The organism is Delftia sp. PE138, from assembly GCF_018320755.1.
In the GTDB taxonomy this organism is placed as follows: domain Bacteria; phylum Pseudomonadota; class Gammaproteobacteria; order Burkholderiales; family Burkholderiaceae_C; genus Comamonas; species Comamonas tsuruhatensis.
In genome coordinates this window covers 1-20,892 of sequence record NZ_JABEPN010000012.1, presented here as the reverse complement: position 1 = coordinate 20,892, position 20,892 = coordinate 1, and the positions used below count along the sequence as shown (strand labels likewise).

At 68.6% G+C, this 20,892-nt stretch carries 19 protein-coding genes; 3 read left to right on the top strand and 16 right to left on the bottom strand.

From position 1 onward, the window contains the following. Window positions 1-56: 56 nt before the first annotated feature. Genes phnX through phnD form a run of 5 tightly spaced genes read right to left on the bottom strand, consistent with a single transcriptional unit; the run spans window position 57 to window position 4,703 of the window. Window positions 57-905, bottom strand: coding sequence for a phosphonoacetaldehyde hydrolase (phnX, locus tag HFGMBDPB_RS27170; protein ID WP_212646650.1), 849 nt, complete (start codon window positions 903-905; stop codon window positions 57-59). A gap of 54 nt (window positions 906-959) precedes the next feature. After that, window positions 960-2,048 (bottom strand): iron-containing alcohol dehydrogenase PsrA, encoded by a 1,089-nt coding sequence (psrA, locus tag HFGMBDPB_RS27165; RefSeq protein ID WP_212646649.1) that lies wholly within the window; start codon window positions 2,046-2,048, stop codon window positions 960-962. 47 nt (window positions 2,049-2,095) lie between these two features. After that, complete coding sequence (phnE, locus tag HFGMBDPB_RS27160) at window positions 2,096-2,941, bottom strand: phosphonate ABC transporter, permease protein PhnE (protein WP_016450190.1); 846 nt, start codon at window positions 2,939-2,941, stop codon at window positions 2,096-2,098. After that, a complete protein-coding gene (gene phnC / locus HFGMBDPB_RS27155; RefSeq protein WP_212646648.1) occupies window positions 2,941-3,819 on the bottom strand; it encodes a phosphonate ABC transporter ATP-binding protein in 879 nt (292 codons plus the stop codon). Before phnC ends, phnE begins: the two co-directional genes overlap by 1 nt. Next, window positions 3,816-4,703: a phosphonate ABC transporter substrate-binding protein gene (gene phnD, locus HFGMBDPB_RS27150; protein WP_212646647.1), complete on the bottom strand. Its 888-nt coding sequence runs from the start codon at window positions 4,701-4,703 to the stop codon at window positions 3,816-3,818. The genes phnC and phnD overlap by 4 nt, the downstream gene beginning before the upstream one ends. 181 nt (window positions 4,704-4,884) lie before the next feature. Here phnD and HFGMBDPB_RS27145 point away from each other — a divergent pair, with 181 nt between their 5' ends. Next, the gene (locus HFGMBDPB_RS27145; protein WP_016450187.1) at window positions 4,885-5,736 is read left to right on the top strand and encodes a LysR substrate-binding domain-containing protein; all 852 of its coding nucleotides are present in this window, start codon (window positions 4,885-4,887) and stop codon (window positions 5,734-5,736) included. A 16-nt stretch (window positions 5,737-5,752) separates the two neighbouring features. Here HFGMBDPB_RS27145 and HFGMBDPB_RS27140 read toward each other — a convergent pair whose 3' ends face one another. Then, window positions 5,753-6,895, bottom strand: coding sequence for a PA0069 family radical SAM protein (locus HFGMBDPB_RS27140; protein WP_212646646.1), 1,143 nt, complete (start codon window positions 6,893-6,895; stop codon window positions 5,753-5,755). 294 nt (window positions 6,896-7,189) lie between these two features. On the opposite strand from HFGMBDPB_RS27140, the gene rnk reads away from it, so the two are divergent. Continuing rightward, entirely contained in the window at window positions 7,190-7,594 is a 405-nt protein-coding gene (gene rnk, locus HFGMBDPB_RS27135) for a nucleoside diphosphate kinase regulator (protein WP_026062607.1), read from the top strand. A 73-nt stretch (window positions 7,595-7,667) separates the two neighbouring features. Here the strand turns inward: rnk and HFGMBDPB_RS27130 are convergent, their stop codons facing one another. Next, entirely contained in the window at window positions 7,668-8,825 is a 1,158-nt protein-coding gene (locus HFGMBDPB_RS27130) for an acyltransferase family protein (RefSeq protein ID WP_212646645.1), read from the bottom strand. Window positions 8,826-8,993: 168 nt separating this feature from the next. Here HFGMBDPB_RS27130 and HFGMBDPB_RS27125 point away from each other — a divergent pair, with 168 nt between their 5' ends. Beyond that, window positions 8,994-9,590, top strand: a complete 597-nt coding sequence (locus HFGMBDPB_RS27125) for a GbsR/MarR family transcriptional regulator (RefSeq protein ID WP_026062606.1) — start codon at window positions 8,994-8,996, stop codon at window positions 9,588-9,590. 199 nt (window positions 9,591-9,789) lie between these two features. On the opposite strand, the gene cydX is transcribed toward HFGMBDPB_RS27125, so the two are convergent. The 9 genes from cydX to HFGMBDPB_RS27080 all read right to left on the bottom strand — a co-directional run. Beyond that, entirely contained in the window at window positions 9,790-9,915 is a 126-nt protein-coding gene (gene cydX, locus HFGMBDPB_RS27120) for a cytochrome bd-I oxidase subunit CydX (protein WP_012204319.1), read from the bottom strand. 50 nt (window positions 9,916-9,965) lie between these two features. Continuing rightward, the gene (gene cydB, locus HFGMBDPB_RS27115) at window positions 9,966-11,117 is read right to left on the bottom strand and encodes a cytochrome d ubiquinol oxidase subunit II (protein ID WP_016450182.1); all 1,152 of its coding nucleotides are present in this window, start codon (window positions 11,115-11,117) and stop codon (window positions 9,966-9,968) included. A gap of 18 nt (window positions 11,118-11,135) precedes the next feature. After that, complete coding sequence (locus tag HFGMBDPB_RS27110; RefSeq protein WP_212646644.1) at window positions 11,136-12,722, bottom strand: cytochrome ubiquinol oxidase subunit I; 1,587 nt, start codon at window positions 12,720-12,722, stop codon at window positions 11,136-11,138. Window positions 12,723-12,763: 41 nt separating this feature from the next. After that, the gene (locus HFGMBDPB_RS27105; RefSeq protein WP_212646643.1) at window positions 12,764-14,449 is read right to left on the bottom strand and encodes an amino acid ABC transporter ATP-binding/permease protein; all 1,686 of its coding nucleotides are present in this window, start codon (window positions 14,447-14,449) and stop codon (window positions 12,764-12,766) included. Continuing rightward, window positions 14,446-16,086 (bottom strand): thiol reductant ABC exporter subunit CydD, encoded by a 1,641-nt coding sequence (cydD, locus tag HFGMBDPB_RS27100; RefSeq protein ID WP_212646678.1) that lies wholly within the window; start codon window positions 16,084-16,086, stop codon window positions 14,446-14,448. The genes HFGMBDPB_RS27105 and cydD overlap by 4 nt, the downstream gene beginning before the upstream one ends. A 292-nt stretch (window positions 16,087-16,378) precedes the next feature. Next, window positions 16,379-17,338 (bottom strand): NAD(P)H-dependent flavin oxidoreductase, encoded by a 960-nt coding sequence (locus HFGMBDPB_RS27095; protein WP_012204314.1) that lies wholly within the window; start codon window positions 17,336-17,338, stop codon window positions 16,379-16,381. A gap of 60 nt (window positions 17,339-17,398) precedes the next feature. Continuing rightward, entirely contained in the window at window positions 17,399-19,189 is a 1,791-nt protein-coding gene (locus HFGMBDPB_RS27090; RefSeq protein WP_203399758.1) for an acyl-CoA dehydrogenase, read from the bottom strand. Between the two features lie 97 nt (window positions 19,190-19,286). Continuing rightward, window positions 19,287-20,429, bottom strand: coding sequence for an ABC transporter substrate-binding protein (locus HFGMBDPB_RS27085; protein ID WP_016450177.1), 1,143 nt, complete (start codon window positions 20,427-20,429; stop codon window positions 19,287-19,289). 155 nt (window positions 20,430-20,584) lie between these two features. Beyond that, on the bottom strand, window positions 20,585-20,892 hold a 308-nt coding region (locus HFGMBDPB_RS27080), incomplete at its 5' end, for an electron transfer flavoprotein subunit alpha/FixB family protein (RefSeq protein ID WP_212646642.1).

Below are 20,892 nucleotides of genomic sequence, written 5' to 3'. Positions count from 1 at the left end.
TTTGGCCGCGCCAGTTTCAAAGGGTGATGCGCCCAACAGGTGCAGGGCAGCTTGCCTCAACCTGGCCTATGGCCAGCGCGCATGTCCTGCGCAATACGCTCCAGTACCTGCGGCAGCTCCTTCACGCTGGCGATCACGTGGTGGGCGCCGGCTGCGCGCAGCTTGGCTTCGGCACGGGCCACGCGCTCGCGCACTTCTTCGGCGGGGGCGGCGGCCAGTTCGGCCGGGGAGTAGCCGACTTCGTTGCCGGACAGGGTCAGGCCCACGGTCCACATGCCGGCGTTGCGGCCTTCCTCGATGCCGGGCACGGTGTCGTCCACCTTCACGCAGGCACGCACGTCGCCGATGCCCAGCGCCAGCACATTGGCCAGCGCCATGAAGGGGCCGGGGCGGCCGCCTGCGGCCATTTCATCGCCGGCCACCACATGGTCGGGAGCCAGGCCGTTGGCCGCTGCCTGGGGCAGCAGCTGGTTCAGGACTTCACGCGGATAGCCCGAGCACGAGCCCACCTTCAGGCCCTGCGCGCGCAGCCAGCCCAGCAATTCAGGCGCGCCTTCGATGGGTGCCGAGAACTCGCCCACCTTGGCGATCTGCATGGGCATGAAGCGGGCGTAGATGGCATCCACGTCGGCGTCGCCAGGCTGCTGGCCGAAGGCCTTGTGCCATTGCGCGCGGATGCCCTCGTCCTGCAGCAGCTCGTGGATGTGCTGCCACTTGGACAGGCCCATGGGGCCGCGTGCCTGGGCCAGGGTGATGGTGATGCCGAAGCTGGCAAAGGCCTCGACAAAGATCTGCGTGGGCGCCAGCGAGCCGAAATCGACCAGGGTGCCGGCCCAGTCGAAGATGACGGCCTGCAGCGGCGACAGATCGGCGGCGGTGGCGGTGGAGACGGTGGTGTGGTTCATGGTGCTTTTTGACTAGGAAAGAGGTTCAAACAGAAGAGGGCCGCACGCGCCTGTTCATTCCAGCGTGCGGATGAAATTGCGCCCGCGCGGGCCGGATGCGGCCGACTGCAGCAGCTGCTGCCACTCATCCCCAGGCACGCCGTAGTGGGCGGGATCGGTGGCCACGCCCAGGCCTTCGAGGAAGTTGCGCAGGCGCTGCACGGCCAGCTCGCCCGTGGCGGCATCGAAGATGGACAGCAGGGCCGCATCGGCCTCATCGTCGGCGCCCAGGGCCATCTCCAGCACCAGCGGCAGGCTGAACGAGCAGGCAATGCCGTGGGCCACGCCATGGCGCAGCGTGATGTCGTAGGACAGCGAATGCGCCAGCGCCGTGCGGGTGTTGGAGAAGGCCAGGCCGGCCATCAGGGCGGCCTCGGCCATGCGGCTTCGCAGCGGCAGGCTGCCCAGGTCCTGCATCAGCGCGGGCAGCGTGGCCAGGGTGCGGCGCGCGGCGCCCACGGCCAAGGTGGTGGAGACGGGATTGCGGTGCCGGTTCCAGATGGACTCCAGCGCATGCGACAGCGCATCCAGCCCCGAGGCCAGCGTGGCGCCGGCCGGCAGGCTTTGCATGAGCTGCGCGTCGATGATGGCGGCCTCGGGCCAGGTCCAGTGCTGGTGCAGCGAGTGCTTGCGGCCAGCGGCCTGGTCCCAGATCGTGGCCCAGGGCGTGACCTCGCTGCCCGTGCCGGCCGTGGTGGGAATGGCGATCAGCGCCTTGTGGCCTGCGGCCGGCAGGGCCAGCCCCTGCTCCAGGGCCTGCAGCAGCTCGCCGAAACGCCGCGTGGGCGTGGCGCACATCAGCGCCTTGGCCGAGTCGATGGCGCTGCCGCCGCCCAGGGCCACGATGCACGGGACCTCGGCGTATTCGCGGTGCACGCGGTCATACAGCGGGGCCAGCCACTGCACATCGGGATTGGGCGCAATGCCGTCCACCACGCCGCGCAGCTGGCTGCCCAGCTGTTGGCGCAGCTGCTGCACCAGGCCCAGGGATTCGGCCTCGGGAAACGTCACCAGCAGGCAGTCGCGCCCGGCCAGCAGCTCGGGCAGGCGGTCCAGGCGGCCGGGGCCGGCATGGATGGCAACGGGGTTGTGATAGGTCCACACAAATCGGTCCTTTGAATGAAACGGGGGCGCCGGGAAAAGCGCAGCCCTCAATGGCGGGTGCCCTGCTGGATGCGGCGGCGCAGCCAGTGGGAGACGAGATCGGCCGCGATCACCATCACGGTGATGACCACGATGCAGGTGGCCGTCTCCTGGTAGCGGAACAGCTTGAGGCTGCCGACCAGCTCGAACCCCAGCCCGCCCGCGCCCACCATGCCCAGCACCGTGGCCGAGCGCAGATTGACCTCGAAGCGGTAGAGCACGACCGCGATCCAGGCCGTGATGGCCTGCGGTATCACGCCGAAGACGATGAGCTGCAATTGCGTGGCGCCTGCGCTGCGCAGGGCCTGCAGCGGGCCGTCGTCGATCTCTTCGATGCTCTCGGCGAAGAACTTGCCCAGCATGCCCATGCCATGCAGGGCCAGGGCCAGCACGCCGGGAAACGGCCCCAGGCCCACGGCCGAGACAAAGACCAGCGCCAGGATCAGCTCGTTGATGCTGCGCACCACGTTCAGGAACTGACGCGTGATGCGCCGCAGCCAGTGCCAGCCATGCAGGTTGCTGGCCGCGATGAAGGACAGCGGCAGCGCCAGCACCACGGACAGCAGCGTGCCCCAGATGGCGATCTGCACCGTCTCCAGCGCGGGCGCCATCAGGCGCGGCAGCATGCTCCAGTCCGGCGGCACGGAGCGCGCCACGAAGTCTGCGATCTGGGGCATGCCTGCCGCCAGTTCGCCCCAGCTCATCTGCGCGCCGCCCGCGCTCCAGTGCAGCACCCAGGCGATGGCCAGGGCCGCAGCCGCATAGCCTGTCCAGCCCAGGGTGCCGTGGGGGCGCGGCGCGGTCCATTGCCAGCGGTCGCGCGGCTCGGGGCTCCAGGAATTGGCGCTGGTCATCACAGTCCTCCTGCGGGCGCGCTGGCCCGCATCCACGAGGCATGCACCGGCGCCTGCGCATGCAGGCCGGCAGGCCCTACGGCCTGCGTGCCCGGTGGTGTGTCCGGTTCTGCGCCCTGCCCTGCTCCTTGCCCTGCAGTGGGCTGCGCATGGTAGATGGCCTGCAGCGCGGCCTCGTCCAGCGCCTGCGGCGATCCGTCAAAGACCATGCGGCCCTGGGCCAGGCCCAGCACGCGGTCGCCGAACTCCCGCGCGTAGTCCACCTGGTGCAGGTTGCAGACCACGGCAATGCCCAGCTCGCGCGTGGCATCACGCAGGTACTGCAGCACGCTGCGCGCGGTCTTGGGGTCCAGGCTGGCCACGGGCTCGTCGGCCAGGATGACCTGGGGCTGCTGGGCCAGCGCGCGGGCAATGCCCACGCGCTGCATCTGCCCGCCCGACAGCGCCTCGGTGCGCTCCAGCGCCTTGTGGGCCAGGCCCACGCGCTCCAGGCACTGGTCGGCCAGGCGGATATCGCTTTCGCGGAACAGCTGCAGCACCGAGGCCAGGGTGCCGGTCTGGCCCAGGCGCCCGGTCAGCACGTTCTTGCGCACCGACAGGCGCGGCACCAGGTTGTGGTGCTGGAAGACCATGGCCACGTGGCGAGCCAGCTCGCGCCGGCTGTGCCTGCCGCCGACCAGCATCAGGTCCATGCCGCCCACCTCCAGCGTGCCGCTGTCGGCGCGGGCCAGGCCGTTCATGCAGCGCAGCAGCGTGGACTTGCCGGCCCCCGACAGGCCCAGCATGACGACGAACTCGCCGGGCTGCACATCCAGGTCGATGCCATGCAGCACATGGTTGCTGCCATAGCTCTTGCGCAATTGGCGGATGCGGATCATTTCATGCTCCCGAGGTCCAGCTTCAGGGCCTTGGCCGTCTGGCGCACCACGTCGTAGGCCTTGTCATCCGTGGCCGCGAAGCCGTCGAGCACGCCCTGGTCACCCCAGGGCAGGTCCTTGACCTCGACCAGGGCCGCAGCCACCTTCTGCTTGGTGCCGGCGTCCAGGTTCTTGCGCCAAGTCATGGGCGACTCGGGGATGGGCTGGGAGCGCCAGACGATCTGGAAGTCCTCGCGCTTGACCAGGCCCTTGTTCACGGCGGAGTCGAAGATGCGGTCGGCCACGGCCGCCGCATCCACCTTGCCGTTGGCCACGGCCATGATGCTGGCGTCGTGCGAGCCCGAGAAGATCACGCGCGAAAAGCCCTTGTCCGCATCGAAGCCCTCGGCCATCAACCCCGCCTTGGGAAACAGGTGGCCCGACGCCGAGGTCGGGTCCACAAAGGCAAAGCTGCGGCCCTTGAGATCGGCCACGCTGGCCGGGCCTTTGTCCTTGCGGGAGATCACCATGCTGTGGTAAGCGCTCTTGCCCGTCTTCTTGGTCACGGCCACGGCAAAGGCCTCGGCGCCTGCCACCTGGTTGGCCAGCACGTACGAGAACGGGCCGAGGAAGGCGATGTCGATCTTGTTGGAGCGCAGCGCCTCGATCACGCCGTTGTAGTCATTGGCCACGAAGGGCCGCACCTTCATGCCGGTGCGGGTGGCCAGCTGGTCCATGACCTGCTGGCTGGCGCGGATCATGGCCTGCGCGTCCTCCGAGGGGATCAGGCCCACGCGCAGCTCGGCGCTCTGGGCAAAGGCGGCAGTGGTAGCGGTGGAGGCGGTGGCGGCCAGGGCCAGCACGGCGCCGGCATGGCGCAGCCAGGTCTTGCGGTTCATCTTCATGGGAGTGTTCCTTTGCATCAGGTCAGGCACATCGGCGGATCGGTGGATCCGTGAATCGCCGGTCAAATCGGCAGGCGGGTGGGTATGGCTGAATGCTAGGAGCGACATATTTCTGCCATGTGAAAGTTTCAGAATCGGTTTTGACAGCATCCATAGACAAAACCTTGAGATACCGACTTTCGTGAGCAACGCCCGCTACCGCGCCTTCATCGCCGTCGCCCACCATGGCAGCCTCAGCGCCGCCGCCCGCGCACTGGGCGTGAGCCAGCCCACCATCTCCACCCAGATCGCCACGCTGGAGCGCCAAAGCCAGATCGAGCTGTTCCACCGCCGCGGCTACCGCATGACGCTCACGGGCGCAGGCGCCAGACTGCTGCCCATGGCGCAGAAAATCATGGCGCTGGAGGCCGAGGCCGAATTCTTCCTGCGCGACTCGGGGCAGCTGCACCAGGGCGAGCTCAAGATCGGCGCCGTGGGGCCCTTCCATGTGATCGAGATGGTGGCCGCCTACCGCGCACGGCACCCGGGCATGCAGCTGTCCATCCGCATGGGCAACTCGCAGCAGGTGCTGGCCGACCTGGAACGCTACGACACCGACGTGGCCGTGCTCGCCGGCCTCTACGACCGCCCGGAGCTGCTGGCGCGCGAGTACGCGCGCCACGCCATCATCCTGTTCGCCCATGTCGCCCATCCCTTCGCGCGGCGCAGCGAAATCGCGCTGTCCGAACTGCAGGGCCAGCCTCTGCTGCTGCGCGAGCACGGCTCGACCACGCGCACCGCGCTGGAATCGGTGCTGCAGGCCGCCGGGGTGCAGCCGCGCACCGAACTGGAGATCGGCAGCCGCGAAGCCATACGCGAAGCCGTGGCGCGCGGCCTGGGACTGGGCGCCGTGTCCGAAGCCGAATTCATCCCCGACCCGCGCTTTCGCCCGCTGCGCATCGCGGGCGACCCGGCCAGCACCACCACCTATGTCTATTGCATGCGCGAGCGCAGCGACAGCCTGCTGGTGAGGTCGTTTCTGGAGGCGGTTTGAGCCTGCCGGTCCGCTCTCAGAACAGGCTGCGTTGCGGCAGCAAAAGCGACGGGTGGTAGAGGCTGCAATCGAGCCGCAGCGGCTCGCGGTTGAACCCGTACCGACGGCAGGCCAGGGCGAAGCGCTGGCGCAGCAGCTCGGCCCAGTGGCCGGTACCTTTCATGCGCTGGCCGAACTCGGCGTTGTACACGCGGCCGGCCTCGCGCTGCTCGCCCTGGATGCCGTGCAGGTCGCGCACGCGCTCCATCACGCGGCGGGCGCGGTCGGGGTAGTGCACCTGCAGCCATTGCTCGAACAGCGGCGCCACTTCCCAGGGCAGGCGCAGCACGGCATAGAAGGCGTGGCGCGCACCTGCGTCGGCGGCCGCCTCCAGCACCTTCTCCAGGTCTTCGTTGATGAAGGGAATCTGCGGTGCCAGGCTCACGCCCACGGGCACGCCCGCCTCGGTCAGCGCGCGGATGCTGCGCAGCCGGCGGTACGGCGCGGCAGCGCGCGGCTCCAGGTGGCGTGCCAGGTCGGCATCCAGCGTGGTCAGCGTGATGTGCACCGAGGCCAGGCCCTGGCGCGCCAGCGGGGCCAGCAGGTCCAGGTCACGCTCCACCCCGCTGCCCTTGGTGACGATGGAAAACGGGTGGCGCGCCTCGGCCAGCACTTCGATCAGGCGGCGCGTCAGCCCCAGCTCGCGCTCTATGGGCTGGTAGCAGTCGGTGACCGAGCCCAGCATCACGGGCGCGGCCACATGGCTGGCGCGCGACAGCTCGGCGCGCAGCAGCTCGGGCAGGTTCTGCTTGGCGATGAGCCGGGTCTCGAAGTCCAGCCCTGGCGACCAGCCCAGGTAGCTGTGCGTGGGCCGGGCATAGCAGTAGATGCAGCCATGCTCGCAGCCCCGGTAGGGATTGAGCCCCATGTGAAACGGCAGGTCGGGCGACTGGTGGCGGCTCAGCGCCGAGCGGGCCTGCTCCCAGCGCAGTTCGGTGCGCAGCGCAGCGGCCTCTTCGCCTTCGGCCGGCGCCTCAAGGCTGCCCCAGCCGTCATCGAAGGCCTCGCGCGGGTCGGTGGTGAAGCGGTGTGCCAGTTGGCTGGCTGCGCCCCGGCCCTTGATGGCGTGCAGGGGCACCCGGGCCGTGTCGTGATGAGGCGTGGGAGGACTGGAAAGCATGAAGCAACTGTATAAAAATACAGTCATACCAACAAGCACTCCCCGCATGCCTGCGGTTGCGAAGTGGGTTTTGCCGGCTTGGCAAGTGCCCGCGCCAATCCGCACCGCACCGTGCGGGTTCGCTTGGCAGAACGCGCACGGGCCTGCACAATGGCCTTATCGCACCAACTTGGTGCTTTTCTCTTTTCTTAAGATGCCTTGGCCCGGACAACCGCGTTGCCCGGGCTTTTGTCCGTTTGGGCGCCGCTGCCCTTCACTGCAGCCACGGCGCAAGCACACAAGGGAGCCAACACCATGGAGCGCAAGCCCCACATCATTCTTTCGTCCCTGGACCTGGAACGCATCGAGGCCCTGCTGGACAAGCAGCCCGCCTTTCCCGGCCGCGAGGCGCTCGAGGCCGAGCTGGACCGTGCCGACGTGCTCGAGCCCAAGGAAATGCCGCCCAACGTGGTGACCATGAATTCCACGGTGCGCTTCACGCTGCTGGAGTCGGGCAAGACCAATACGCTGACCCTGGTCTATCCCAAGGAGATGGATGGCAGCGCCGACAAGGTGTCGGTGTTCGCGCCCGTGGGCATTGCCCTGCTGGGCCTGAGCGTGGGCGACCAGTCCCGCATGCCCGGCCCCTCGGGCCAGGTCACCGTGCGCGTGGATGCCATCGAGTTCCAGCCGGAAAGCGCAGGCGAGCTGCACCGTTGAACGCCGACCGGCGTGAAGCGAAAAAGGCAGCCCACCGGCTGCCTTTGTTGTTTGTGGACTGACGCACCGCGCCTCAGCGCAGGCCCGCCACAAATGCCGCGATCAGGCCGGTGCCCACCAGGCCGGCCTGCCAGCGCAGCGCCATGTGCCAGCTGGGAACGTGGCGCTCCACGCGCTCGTACAGCAGATGGCCGGCCGCAATCGACAGCACAAAGGCCGTGCACATGCCCAGCAGGGCGGCGGGAATGGACTGCGGCCAGAAATGGCTTTCCACGGCGTTGACCAGCAGGCAGACCGAGAAGTGCACGAGAAACACCGAGTACGAAATCTTGCCCAGCCGGCGCAGCGGCGCCCAGCCTTGTGCCTGGGCAAACGCGGGGCTGCGCATGGCCGCGACCAGGGCCAGCGCCGTGGCACCGGCCAGCGCGATGCGGTCGCGCCACTGCAGTGCCAGCGCCGCCACGACCAGGGCCACGATCAGCAGGGACCAGCTCCAGGCCGTCGAGGACTTGTCCGCATGCGCGGCCCAGTAGGCCAGCATGCCCAGGCCGTAGGCGCCAAAGAAGTACGGCGCCCACACATCCCATTGCGCATCCAGATTGAAGCCCAGCAGCGAGGCCGCCACGCCGATCACCACCAGCGCCTGCGCCACGCTCAGCGTCCAGGGCCAGCAGCGCGACAGCGCCTGGCCGCCGAAGCGTCGGCGCAGCAAGGCGCCGCCCCAGCGCGTGCCGGCCAGCAGCAGCGCCGTCAGCGCAAACAGCTGGAAGTCGATGGACACGTACCAGACGCCGGCGGACAGCGACTCCTCGCCCACGATGTTCTGCAGCAGCAGCGCATGCGCCACCAGCTGCCAGAGATCGGGCTCGCCCGACACCGAGGCATGGTCGAACCAGGGCCGCACGGCCGCCGAGACGACGACGGCCACGACCAGGGCCACGGCATAGGGCACGACCAGGCGCACGAAGCGGCGCCCGATACGCGACCACGGATCGCTGTGCAGGCCGTGGCCTTGCGGCGCCATGCTGGCTGCCGCCAGGTAGCCGCCCAGCACCAGGAAGATCTGCACGGCCATGCGCGCATATTCATAGAGCCAGTCGATGAGGTCCGGCGCGGCCGGATGGGCGATATCGGACATGGGGCCGTAGAAGGCCAGGTGGTGCCAGACGATGGCGGCACAGGCCAGGCCCTTGGTGCAGTCGATCAGCGCACTGCGGCTAGCGTGGGACATGGGGCAATCTGCAATCTGCGAACGGGTCGGGAAGCGGGAGGCGCTGGGCCCGGGCCGCCTGGCCGCAAGCCCGCAAAGGCGCCATTGTGCGCCTTTTGACCGCGTCTTGCAGAAAGCTGACGCACCGCTTTCCAAGCCGCACAGGACATGCCGGCACGCGAAGGCACAATGCATGCCATGACGCAACCCAAACCTCTTCCGGCGTTGAACCGGCAGTTCGTCTCGCACTTCGGCGAGATGGGCAGCCGCTGGGGCATCAACCGCACGGTAGGCCAGATCTACGCTCTGCTGTTTCTTTCGCCCGAGCCGCTCAATGCCGACCAGATCGCCGAGACGCTGGAGTTCTCGCGCTCCAACGTGAGCATGGGGCTCAAGGAATTGCAGGCCTGGCGCCTGGTGCAGTTGCGCCACCAGCCCGGCGACCGGCGCGAGTATTTCGAGGCGCCGCAGGATGTCTGGGAAATCTTCCGCCGCCTGGCAGAGGAACGCCGCCGCCGCGAGATCGAGCCCACCCAGTCCATGCTGCGCGCCGCCATGCTGGAGGAAGTCACCACCGAAGAAGAGCGCTACGCCCAGCAGCGCATGCGCGACATGTACGAGCTGATCGACCGGCTCATGAACTGGTTTGACGACGTACAGCGCCTGTCGCCCGAGACCGCCATGCAGCTCATGGGCATGGGCACGGCCGTGACCCGGCTGCTGGACCTGAAGGACCGCATCACGGGCGGCAAGGGCCGCGCCAAGGCGGACGACACCGACGATTGAACCTGGCAAGCCTGCGTACAAAAATGAGCTCCCGAGGGAGCTCATTGTGTTTACAGCAATGCTTCATTGGCGGTAAGCGCGTGCAAAAACTGGCGTAGCCCAAAGCGAGGGACACCGAGCAAGGGCCGCCCCCGCAGCGAGGGTGTCGTCCCCCTCCCGAAGAGAGAGGGGGAAGGCGCGAAGCGCCTCAGGGGGAGCTTTATTTCTCCCGGGCCAGGAGTTCGCGGCGCGTGGCCTCGTCGTCCATCAGTTCGTACCACATCGCGTTGAGCACCGCGAAGGCGGCCGCCAGCGGCAGGCCGAGCAACCAGGCGAAGTACCACATGGTGTTGTGTCCTTTTCTTGACGTTGAATGTCGTTGCTTGATTCGGTGGATCAGTACGAGTGGCCGCGGCCCTCGATGATGGCCATCGGGTCGACCTTGCCGCGCAGCACGCTGTAGACCCAGCTGGTGTAGGCCACGATGAGGGGCACGAAGATCAGCGCGCACACCAGCATGATGAACAGCGTCACATGGCTGGACGAAGAGTCCCAGACCGTGAGGCTGTGCTGCGGGTTCAGCGACGAGGGCAGGATGAACGGGAACATGGACGCCCCCACGCTGGCGATGATGCCGGCAATGCCCAGGCCGCTGGACAGCAGGGCCAGCCACTCGCGGCGCAGCCACAGGCCCAGCGCCGCCAGCAGCGGCATCAGCAGGCCGATGGCCGGCACGGCCCAGAGCACGGGCCGGGCCTGGTAGTTGGCAAACCAGGCGCCCGCCTGCAGCGCAGCCGTCTTGAACAGCGGGTTGGACGGTCCGGTGGTGTTGACCTCGCTGGTGATGCGGTAGCCGTTGAGCGCGGCCAGCCACACGCCGGCCGCCGCGAACAGCACCGTGGTGGCGACGGCCGCCACCATGCCGAGGCGGCGCGCGCGCGCGGCCACATCGCCCTCGGTCTTGAACACCAGCCAGGACGCACCATGCATGAGCAGCATGCACAGCGAGACCAGGCCGGCCAGCAGCGCAAACGGGTTGAGCAGGCCGAAGAACGTGCCCTCGTAGTAGATGCGCATGTCGGGCGCCAGGCGGAAGGGCACGCCCTGCAGCACATTGCCCAGGGCCACACCGAAGATCAGCGCGGGCACCACGCCGGCCATGCACAGCACGGCATCCCAGCGCGCGCGCCAGGCCGGCTCCTCGCGCTTGCTGCGGAACTTGAAGGCCACGGGCCGCAGGATCAGCGCCACCAGCGCCGCGAACATGGCCAGGTAAAAGCCCGAGAACGAGACCGCGTACAGCTGCGGCCAGGCCGCAAAGATGGCGCCGCCGCCCAGGATGAGCCAGACCTGGTTGCCTTCCCAGACCGGGCCCAGAGAGTTGATGACGACGCGGCGCTCCACGTCGGTCCTGGCCGCCAGCGGCAGCAGCGCGGCAGCGCCCAGGTCAAAGCCATCGGTGACGGCAAAGGCGATGAGCAGCACGCCCAGCAGGCCCCACCACAGCAGGCGCAGGACGTCGTAGCTGATCAGTTCGTGAAGAATCATGGTGACAATCTCCCTTGGTCATTGCCCGCGGGCGAGTTTTTGCATCAGAGGGAAGTAGGTGGTCAGGTGCGGTGCGCTTTCCTCCTGCGGTCCCTTGCGGATGGCCTTCACCATGAGCTTCATCTCGATGACGAAGAGCACGGAGTAGATGGCGATGAAGCCTGCAATCGTCAGCAGCAGCGTGCCCGCGCCCAGGTTGGAGACGGCCAGCGCCGTGGGCAGCACGCCTTCGATGATCCAGGGCTGGCGGCCCACCTCGGCCACGATCCAGCCGCACTCGGCCGCGATCCAGGGCAGGGGAATGGCGATCACGGCCAGCTTGAGCATCCACAGATGGGCGTCCAGCCTGCGCCGCACCGACAGCCAGAAGAAGGCCGCCGTGAGCGCGATGAAGAACATGCCCAGCCCCACCATGATGCGGAAGGCCCAGAACAGCGGCCCCACGGCCGGCACGGTGTCCCAGGCGGCCTGGGCGATCTGCGCGTCCGTGGCCTGGCGCGGGTCGTCCACGTAGCGCTTGAGCAGCAGCGCGTAGCCCAGTTGCCCGCCCTTGTCCTCGAAGACGGCCTTGGCCTCGGCCGGCACCTGGCCCGTGGGGCCGGCGGCGCGGATGGCCTCCAGCGCGCCATAGGCCTCGATGCCGTTGCGGATGTACTGCTCGGTGCGCTGGACCAGGTCGTTGATGCCGGGGATCTCGGTGGTCAGCGAGCGCGTGCCGATCAGGCCCATGACCCAGGGAATGTGAACGGCGTAGTGCGTCTCCCGTGCGGCCTTGTCGGGAAAGCCGAAGGCCGTGAAGGCGGCCGGTGCGGGCTCGGTGTCCCACATGGCCTCGATGGCGGCCAGCTTCATCTTCTGGTGCTCCGAGGACAGGTAGCCGCTTTCATCGCCCAGCACCACCACCGACAGCGCGGCGGCCAGGCCGAACGAGGTGGCCACCGTCATGGAGCGGCGCGCCAGCTGGATGTGCCGGCCCTTGAGCAGATACCAGGCCGAAACGCCCAGCACGAAGATGGCCGCCGTCACGTAGCCTGCCGAGACCGTGTGCACGAACTTGGCCTGGGCCACGGGGTTGGTCAGCACCGCGAAGAAGTCGGTGACCTCCATGCGCATGGTCTGCGGGTTGAACGCCGCGCCCACGGGGTTTTGCATCCAGCCGTTGGCGATCAGGATCCACAGCGCCGAGAAGTTCGAGCCCAGGGCCACGCACCAGGTGGTCACCAGATGCCCCACCTTGCTCAGGCGGTCCCAGCCGAAGAAGAACAGGCCCACGAAGGTGGCTTCGAGGAAGAAGGCCATCAGCCCCTCGATGGCCAGCGGCGCGCCGAAGATGTCGCCCACGTAGTGGCTGTAGTAGCTCCAGTTCATGCCGAACTGGAACTCCATCACGATGCCCGTGGCCACGCCCATGGCGAAGTTGATGCCGAACAACGTGCCCCAGAACTTCGTCATGTCGCGCCAGATGGTGCGGCCCGTCATCACGAAGACGGTCTCCATGATGGCGATGATCACGGCCAGGCCGATGGTCAGCGGCACGAACAGGAAGTGGTAGAGCGCCGTTACCGCGAACTGCAGCCGCGATAGATCGACGATGTCGAGGTCCATGGTGAGATCCTTTCTCTCGGGGTACTTGGTGAAATCCTTGATCAGCCGTCCTGTCGCAGGCGCGCCAGGGCCGCCTCGAACGGCGGTGTGCCGCGCAGCGCCTCGGACACCACGCGGCCCTGCTCCACCCACAGCAGCCGGTCGGCCAGTTGCGCCTCCCGCAGCTTGTGGGTGGCCAGCACCAGGGTGCGGCCCCGGGCTGCGCTGTCCAGCCGCACCAGCAGGTCGGCGGCCGTGCGTGCATCCAGGCCCTCGGTCACTTCGTCCAGCAGCCAGCAGCGCGCGGGGCTCAGCAGCAGCCGCGCCAGCGCCAGGCGCCGTGCCTGGCCGCCGGACAGGCCCAGCCCGCCCTCGCCCAGCCGCGTGTCCAGGCCCTGCGCCATGGCGCGCACATCGCCGGCCAGCCCGGCGACTTCCAGCGCCGCCCACAGCGTGTCCTCGGCGGCCTGGGGGCAGGCAAGCAAAAGGTTGTCGCGCAGGCTGTCCTCGAACAGTTCGGTGCGCTGCGTCATCCAGGTGCAGCGCCGGGCACGCACGGCGCCGGCCAGCGGCTGGAGCTCGCCGGCCATCAGGGACAGCAGCGTGGTCTTGCCCGCGCCGCTGGCGCCCAGCAGGGCGACACGTTCGCCTTCGGCGATACGGATGTCCTGGGCCAGCACGGCGGCACGGGGTGCCACGACCTGCTCCAGCTCAACCGCCAAGCCCTGCCCGGGCGCAGCCGGTTCGCAGGCGCCTTGCGCAGCGCCGTCGCGCAGGGCAGGCGCCAGCCGGCGCGCGGCCAGCCAGCTGCGGCCGGCCTCCAGCGCGCCACGGCGCAATGCGGCAAAGGGCTCCATGGCCGTCAGCGCCAGCAACAGGGCCAGCGCGGCCACGGGGGCGCCCAGCAGGCCGGCCTCGGCCAGCCAGCCCACGCCCAGCAGCACACCGGCCAGGGCCAGGGCGCCGCACAGGCCCTGCACGAAGGAGGTTCGGGCCTCCAGGCCGTGGAGTGCGGCGTCGGCCTCGGCCACGCGGGCGTCCAGGGCGGCAATGCGTTCGCAATGCGCGGCCAGGGTGCCGGCCATGGCCAGCTCCGCCTGCCCGGCCACCAGGTCGGCCGTGCGGGCGCGCAGGGACTCCAGCGCCAGCGCGCGGCGCACGGCGGGCCGGCGCGCACTGCGGGCCAGCCACAGGGCGCTGCCCAGGCCCGTGGCCAGCAGCCACGCAGCCAAGGCCAGGCCCAGCCACCAGCGCATCAGTCCCAGCGCAAGGGCGGCCACCAGCGTGGCACCCGTGGCGGCCAGCAAGGGCACGAACAGGCGCAGGTACAGGCTGTCCAGCGCATCCACGTCGGCCGTCAGCCGCTGCAGCAGGCGCGCGGGCCGCAGGCGCAGGCTCAGGGCGGCGGCGGGAGTGGCCCAACTGCGCAGCAGCCGCTCGCGCAGGGCGGCCAGCACGGCCAGGGTGGCGTCATGGGTGACCAGCCGTTCGGCATAGCGGGTGCCCGTGCGGCCCAGGGCCAGCAGGCGGATACCGGCCGAGGGCATGAAGACGTCGAAGACGATGGCCGTGGCCGGCACCAGCCCGGCCAGCGCCGTGGCCGTGATGAACCAGCCCGACAGGCCCAGCAGCGCCATGCCCATGAGCACCGTGAGCAAGGCCAGCAGCGCGCCGCCCAGCCACAGGCGGCGGGGCGCCATGCGCGCCAGGGCGGCAAGCACGGGCCGGAGGGTGGAGCGGGGCTTCATGCGGCCAGCTCCTGCGGGGCGGCATGGCCCGCCAGCTCCACCACGCGGTGCATGGCGGCGGCCAGTTCGGCATCGTGGGTGGCGACGATCAGCGTGCGCCCGCGTGCCAGCTGCAGCAGGGCATCGGTGACCTGGGCGGCCGTGGCCGGGTCCAGGTGGGCCGTGGGTTCATCGACCAGCAGCAGGCCTGCCTCGCGCGACAGGGCCAGGCGCGCCAGGGCCAGGCGCACGATCTCCCCACCCGACAGGCCGGCTCCGCCCTCGCCCAGCGTGGCGCCGGCACGGGCCTCGGCCAGCTTGCCCAGACCGGCCAGCCGCAAGGCCTGGCGCAGTTCGCCGAAGGTGAATCCCGGGCGGCCCAGCCGGAGGTTTTCGGCCACCGAGCCGGCGAACACATGCGGGCTCTGCCCCATCCAGGCCATGCGCGCGCGCAGCCGGCCGGCCGATTCGCCGTCGAGCAGCTGGCCGTCGATATGGATGCGCCCAGGCTCGGCCACCGGCAGCAGGCCAGCAATCTGCGCCAGCAACAGCGACTTGCCGCTGCCGCTGGGGCTCCACAGCGCCACATGCTCGCCAGGCCGCACGTCCAGCGTGAGCGCCGGCAGCGTGACCGCGCCGCCTGGCGCCTGGGGCCGCACCTGCTCCAGGTGCAGGGCGCAGGCCTGGCCGGCCGCCCTGCCGGGCGCACTCAGCGCGCCGGGCAGCGGCTGCGCATCGCGACCCAGATCGCCCAGGGCCTGCAGTGCGGCCTCGCCGCTGGCGCGGTCGTGCCATACGGCAGACAGCTCACGCAGGGGATCGAAGAAGCTGGGCGCCAGCAGCAGCACGAACAGCGCCTGGCCCAGGCTCAGTGTCTGGCCCCAGCTGCCAAAGGGCAGATGGCCCAGCAGGTGAAAGCCCACGTACACGGCCACCATGGCCACGCCCAGGGCCGAGAACAGCTCCAGCACCGCAGAGGACAGAAAGGCGATGCGCAGCACGCGCATGCTGCGTTCGCGCAGGGATTCGGCATTGGCGCGCAGCCGCTGCGCCGTGGCATCCACCGCGCCCAGGGCGCGCAGGGTGGACAGGCCGCGCAGCCGGTCGAGCAGGAAGGCGTTCATGCCGCCCAGCTCCACCATCTGCGCCTGGCTGGCCGCCTTGGCGCGCCAGCCGACGATGGCCATGAACAGCGGGATCAGCGGTGCGGCCACCACCAGGATCAGCGCCACCACCCAGCTCTGGCTGGCCACGGCCAGCGCAATCACCAGCGGCACGGTGCGCACGCGCCACATGGCGGTCTGGTAGCGCGACAGCCAGGGCACGATGGCCTCGGCCTGCTCGGCCATGGCGCTGGCCGCCTGGCCCGAGGCCGCGCGCTGGCGGTCCAGCGGCGAGGTGCCCGCCAGCGTGCGCAGCACCTGCGCGCGCAGCGCACTCACCAGGCTGCGCGCCTGCAGATTCGCACGGCGCGTGCCGCTGGCATCGCACCAGGCGCGCAACCCGCCCAGCAGTGCCACGCCGGCCGCAAGCTGCCACAGTGGCCACAGCGGCTCCACGCCTGCGCCATCGGCCATGGACTGCACGGCCAGCGCCAGCAGCGCCGCCTGCGGCAGCCACAGCAGCGAGGCCAGCACCAGGCGCCCCGTACCCGCCATCGGACGACGCGCCAGCTGGTGGAACTCAGGCAATGACGGGGTACAAGGTTTGTTCATTTATTCTGTAATTTCAGTATTTACTGAAATTACGCAAAGAATTCTAAACAAACTTGCTCCAGGCAAGTCGCTCGTAGTGGGAAGCCGAGTGAAGCAGTCAAGCGTGCGCAAGGGGTTTTGCGCAAACAACTTCGAGGACCGGACCCGCACAGCGTGGGTAATACCCAAAGAAAACGGCGCCCGAAGGCGCCGTCTGGCGGGGTAGGAGAAGAGCCCGTCCTGGGCTCTGCCAACCTTACGGGGTGGACAGCAGGCGGTCGCGCGCCTGGTTGTATTCACGCTTGAGACGCTCCACCAGCTCGCCCGCACCCGTGACTTCGCGAATGGCGCCAATGCCCTGGCCGCAGCCCCAGATGTCCTTCCAGGCCTTCTTGGCGTCGCCGCCGAAGTTCATCTTGCTGGGGTCCGACTCGGGCAGGTTGTCGGGGTCCAGGCCAGCCGCGCGGATGGACGGCGCCAGGTAGTTGCCGTGCACGCCCGTGAACAGGTTGCTGTAGACGATGTCGTCGGACGTGCCGTCCACGATGGCCTGCTTGTAGGCGTCGTGCGCACGCGCCTCATGCGTGGCGATGAAGGCCGAGCCGATATAGGCGAAGTCCGCACCCATGGCCTGGGCCGCCAGGATGGCACCGCCCGAGGCGATGGAGCCCGACAGCGCCACGGGGCCGTCGAACCATTCGCGGATTTCCTGGATCAGCGCGAACGGGCTCTTGACACCCGCATGGCCGCCCGCGCCCGCCGCCACGGCGATCAGGCCGTCGGCCCCCTTTTCGATGGCCTTGTGCGCGAACTTGTTGTTGATGATGTCGTGCAGCACCACGCCGCCCCAGCTGTGCACGGCCTGGTTCACGTCCTCGCGCGCACCCAGGCTGGTGATGACGATGGGCACCTTGTACTTGGCGCACATCTGCATGTCGTGCTCGAGCCGGTCATTGCTCTTGTGCACGATCTGGTTGATGGCGAACGGCGCCGAGGGCCGGTCCGGATGGGCCTTGTCCCAGGCGGCCAGGGTCTCGGTGATCTCGGCCAGCCAGTCTTCGAGCTGCTCGGCCGGGCGCGCGTTGAGCGCGGGCATGGAACCCACGATGCCGGCCTGGCACTGGGCGATCACGAGCTTGGGGTTGCTGATGATGAACAGCGGCGAGCCGATCACTGGCAGGGCCAGTTTCTTCAGCGCCGGGGGAAGCTTGGACATGCGTTGTCTCCGTTGGTTCTCGGTATCTCTGTCTGCGTTGTGCCTTGCGGGAGCGCCGGGTCAGAAGGCGTCCATGGGCAGTGCCATCACGCTGCCTGCGCCGTGCACGATGGCATCGCGCAGGCCCGCCGCCTTGACGAGGATGTGCTCGGCATAAAAGCGCGCCGTCGCAATCTTCGCGCGCATGAAGGCCTCGTCCTGTCCCTTGTGCAACAGCTGCTCGGCCGCCAGCAGGGCGCGGCCCATCTGCCAGCCTGCCACCAGGTTGCCCGCCAGCATCAGGTAGGGAACGCTGCCGGCGTACACGGCATTGGGCTCGGCCTTGGCCTGGCCCGAGACGAAGTGCACCGCCTCCGCGAAAGCCTGGCGCGCGGCGGCCAGCTGGCGGGCCACGGCCAGTGCCTCGGGCGTGCCGCTGGCGGCCAGCTCGGCCTCGGTCTTCTCGATCTGGCCCGCAATGGCCAGCGCGGTCTGGCCGCCATCGCGCGCCGTCTTGCGGCCCACCAGGTCATTGGCCTGGATGGCGGTCGTGCCTTCGTAGATGGTCAGGATCTTGGCGTCGCGGTAGTACTGGGCGGCGCCCGTCTCCTCGATGAAGCCCATGCCGCCGTGCACCTGAACGCCCAGGCTGGTGACTTCCAGGCTCATCTCGGTGCTGTAGCCCTTGACCAGGGGCACCATGAATTCATAGAAGGCCGCATTGGCCTCGCGCACCTGGGCGTCGGCATGGTGGTGGGATGCGTCGTAGGCCGCAGCGGCCGTGGCCGCCATGGCGCGGCAGCCCTCGGTGTAGGCGCGCATGGTCATGAGCATGCGGCGCACATCGGGGTGGTGGATAATGGTGGCGCTGGCCTTCACGCTGCCGTCCACGGGGCGGCTTTGCACGCGCTCGCGGGCATAGGCCACGGCATGCTGGTAGGAGCGCTCGGCCACGGCAATGCCCTGCACGCCCACGGCGTAGCGGGCCGCGTTCATCATGATGAACATGTATTCGAGGCCGCGGTTTTCCTCGCCCACCAGGTAACCGATGGCGCCCCCGTTGTCGCCGTACTGCAGCACGGCCGTGGGCGAGGCCTTGATGCCCATCTTGTGCTCGATGCTCACGCAGTGCACATCGTTGCGCGCGCCCAGCGAGCCATCCTTGTTGACCAGGAACTTGGGCACCACGAACAGGCTGATGCCCTTGACGCCCTCGGGCGCCCCGGCCACGCGGGCCAGCACCAGATGGACGATGTTCTCGGCCATGTCGTGCTCGCCATAGGTGATGAAGATCTTGGTGCCGAAGACCTTGTAGCTGCCATCGGGCTGCGGCTCGGCCTTGGTGCGCACCAGGGCCAGGTCGGAGCCGGCCTGGGGCTCGGTCAGGTTCATGGTGCCGGTCCACTCGCCGGTCACCAGCTTCTCGAGATAGGTGGCCTTGAGCTCATCGCTGCCCGCCGTCAGCAGGGCCTCGATGGCGCCGTCGGTCAGCAGCGGGCACAGCGCAAAGCTCAGGTTGGCGCTGTTGAGCATTTCCACGCAGGCCGCGCCAATCGTCTTGGGCAGGCCCTGGCCTCCAAAATCCTGCGGATGCTGCAGGCCCTGCCAGCCGCCTTCGGCGTACTGGCGAAAGGCCTGCTTGAAGCCCGCCGTGGTGGTGACCACGCCGTCCTTGAGGCTGGAAGGCGACACGTCGCCCGGCAGGTTCAGCGGCGCCACCACGCCTTCGCACAGCTTGGCGCATTCCTCCAGCACGGCCTGGGCCGTCTCCAGGCCAGCCTCCTCGAAACCGGGCAACTGCGCCACCTGGTCGATCTGCGCCAGATGCTCCATGGCGAACAGCATGTCTTTGAGGGGAGCCGAGTAAGTCATTGTTGAACCTTCCTGAACAGAGCCTGGACCGCCGGCGCGCAGCGCGCGGCGACCTGGGACAGCGGGCGCGCCGCCACGGCACTACTGCATTGCTGCGTTATTGCGTGACGCGGCCCGATGCGTTGACGATGGACAAATCCACGAATTTCGAGCCCGCCTGCGAGCCCGGACGATAGGTAACCCAGTAGCCGCCCAGATCGAAGGCGTCCAGGCCGCGCAGCGAAGCGGCCAGCTTCTCGCGCGTCAGCGGCTGGGTGCGGCGCATGGCCTCCACGATGACGCGGGCGTTCACATAGCCTTCCATCATGGCGTAGCTGACCGGCACGGTCAGCGACTTGCCGGCAGCGGTGGCCGCGTCCCTGAACTCCTTGTTCAGCCGCATGGTCACCTTGTAGGGACTGGGCACGACCTGGGCAATGGACAGGCCGCTCATGAACTCCACGGGCAGGCGCTTGGCCAGTTGCTCGATATCGGCTTCCGATGTCGCGTAGATCTGGGCCGTGCCGCCCGCCATGCGGTACGCCTCGACGAAGGCCGAGGTCACGGGGCTGGAGGCCACCACCATCACGGCCTGCGCCGAAGGCTGGGCCTTTTGCAACTGGGACACGGCCTTGTCCATGGCGCCCTTGCCCGTGCTCAGCGAAGCGCTGACCACCAGCTTGGCCTTGGAAGGCGCAATCGCCTTGTCCACAAGTTCAGCCACGGCCTTGGCATCCGGGCGTTCGTCATGCAGCAGGGCCAGGCGCGTGATGCCCACGGTGGCCAGGTGCGAGGCGATCTTGGCCATTTCCTCGGGCAGGTTGGCGCGGGTGCTGAAGATCTGGGGATGGCTCAGCACACGCGTGTCCGTGCTCTGGTAACCGACCAGGGAGATCTGGGATTGGTCGAGCAGCTTGCTGTCCAGCAGCGAAGCCATGTTGCGGTTGCCGAAGTAGCCGGCCAGCACCACGGGCTTGGACTCGTCCAGCAGCTTGCGAGTCTTGTCCACGGTTTCATCGGGGTGGCCCACATCGTCCACCGTGACCAGTTGCACGGGCTGGCCCTGCACGCCGCCGGCCTTGTTGATCTGGTCAAAGTACAGGCGCATGCCCTGGGCATAGGCCCGGCCCTGCGTCGCGCCGGCTCCCGACATGGGTGCCACCTGCCCCACCACCCAGGCATTGGCCTCGGCGGCCAGCGCCATGGCGCCACAGACAAAGGCCACGGCCGTGCGGGCCAGGCGCAAGCGCATCATCTTCATTTCAATCTCCCTCTCGGTTCATGCCATTGCCAGCACCCGCTGGCGGCCAAAGCCGTTGTTGTAGTCGTTGCCGCGAACCATGACCAGCGGGCCATCCCGGCATCCGTGACGGAAAAAGAGGGGCCTTGTGCCCCTCATTTTTCAGCTTTGGTCGCTTACAGCGCCTGCACCAGCTCGGGCACGGCCTGGAACAGGTCGGCTTCCAGGCCGTAGTCGGCCACCGAGAAGATCGGTGCCTCGGGGTCCTTGTTGATCGCCACGATCACCTTGGAGTCCTTCATGCCGGCCAAGTGCTGGATGGCGCCGGAAATACCGGCCGCAATGTACAGCTGGGGCGCCACGATCTTGCCGGTCTGGCCGACCTGCAGGTCATTGGGCGCATAGCCTGCGTCCACCGCTGCGCGGCTGGCGCCGATGGCGGCGCCCAGCTTGTCGGCCAGCGGGGTCATGACCTCGTTGAACT

Excerpts from the sequence above, each read along its gene's own strand:
- HFGMBDPB_RS27085 (WP_016450177.1), bottom strand. The coding sequence starts at position 20,429 with ATGAAGATGATGCGCTTGCGCCTGGCCCGCACGGCCGTGGCCTTTGTC.
- phnX (WP_212646650.1), bottom strand. The coding sequence starts at position 905 with ATGAACCACACCACCGTCTCCACCGCCACCGCCGCCGATCTGTCGCCG.
- cydD (WP_212646678.1), bottom strand. The coding sequence starts at position 16,086 with ATGGCGGGTACGGGGCGCCTGGTGCTGGCCTCGCTGCTGTGGCTGCCG.
- HFGMBDPB_RS27095 (WP_012204314.1), bottom strand. The coding sequence starts at position 17,338 with ATGTCCAAGCTTCCCCCGGCGCTGAAGAAACTGGCCCTGCCAGTGATC.
- HFGMBDPB_RS27125 (WP_026062606.1), top strand. The coding sequence starts at position 8,994 with ATGCATGCCATGACGCAACCCAAACCTCTTCCGGCGTTGAACCGGCAG.
- rnk (WP_026062607.1), top strand. The coding sequence starts at position 7,190 with ATGGAGCGCAAGCCCCACATCATTCTTTCGTCCCTGGACCTGGAACGC.
- phnE (WP_016450190.1), bottom strand. The coding sequence starts at position 2,941 with ATGACCAGCGCCAATTCCTGGAGCCCCGAGCCGCGCGACCGCTGGCAA.
- phnC (WP_212646648.1), bottom strand. The coding sequence starts at position 3,819 with ATGATCCGCATCCGCCAATTGCGCAAGAGCTATGGCAGCAACCATGTG.
- HFGMBDPB_RS27110 (WP_212646644.1), bottom strand. The coding sequence starts at position 12,722 with ATGGACCTCGACATCGTCGATCTATCGCGGCTGCAGTTCGCGGTAACG.
- HFGMBDPB_RS27140 (WP_212646646.1), bottom strand. The coding sequence starts at position 6,895 with ATGCTTTCCAGTCCTCCCACGCCTCATCACGACACGGCCCGGGTGCCC.
- phnD (WP_212646647.1), bottom strand. The coding sequence starts at position 4,703 with ATGAAGATGAACCGCAAGACCTGGCTGCGCCATGCCGGCGCCGTGCTG.
- cydX (WP_012204319.1), bottom strand. The coding sequence starts at position 9,915 with ATGTGGTACTTCGCCTGGTTGCTCGGCCTGCCGCTGGCGGCCGCCTTC.
- cydB (WP_016450182.1), bottom strand. The coding sequence starts at position 11,117 with ATGATTCTTCACGAACTGATCAGCTACGACGTCCTGCGCCTGCTGTGG.
- HFGMBDPB_RS27130 (WP_212646645.1), bottom strand. The coding sequence starts at position 8,825 with ATGTCCCACGCTAGCCGCAGTGCGCTGATCGACTGCACCAAGGGCCTG.
- HFGMBDPB_RS27105 (WP_212646643.1), bottom strand. The coding sequence starts at position 14,449 with ATGAAGCCCCGCTCCACCCTCCGGCCCGTGCTTGCCGCCCTGGCGCGC.
- HFGMBDPB_RS27090 (WP_203399758.1), bottom strand. The coding sequence starts at position 19,189 with ATGACTTACTCGGCTCCCCTCAAAGACATGCTGTTCGCCATGGAGCAT.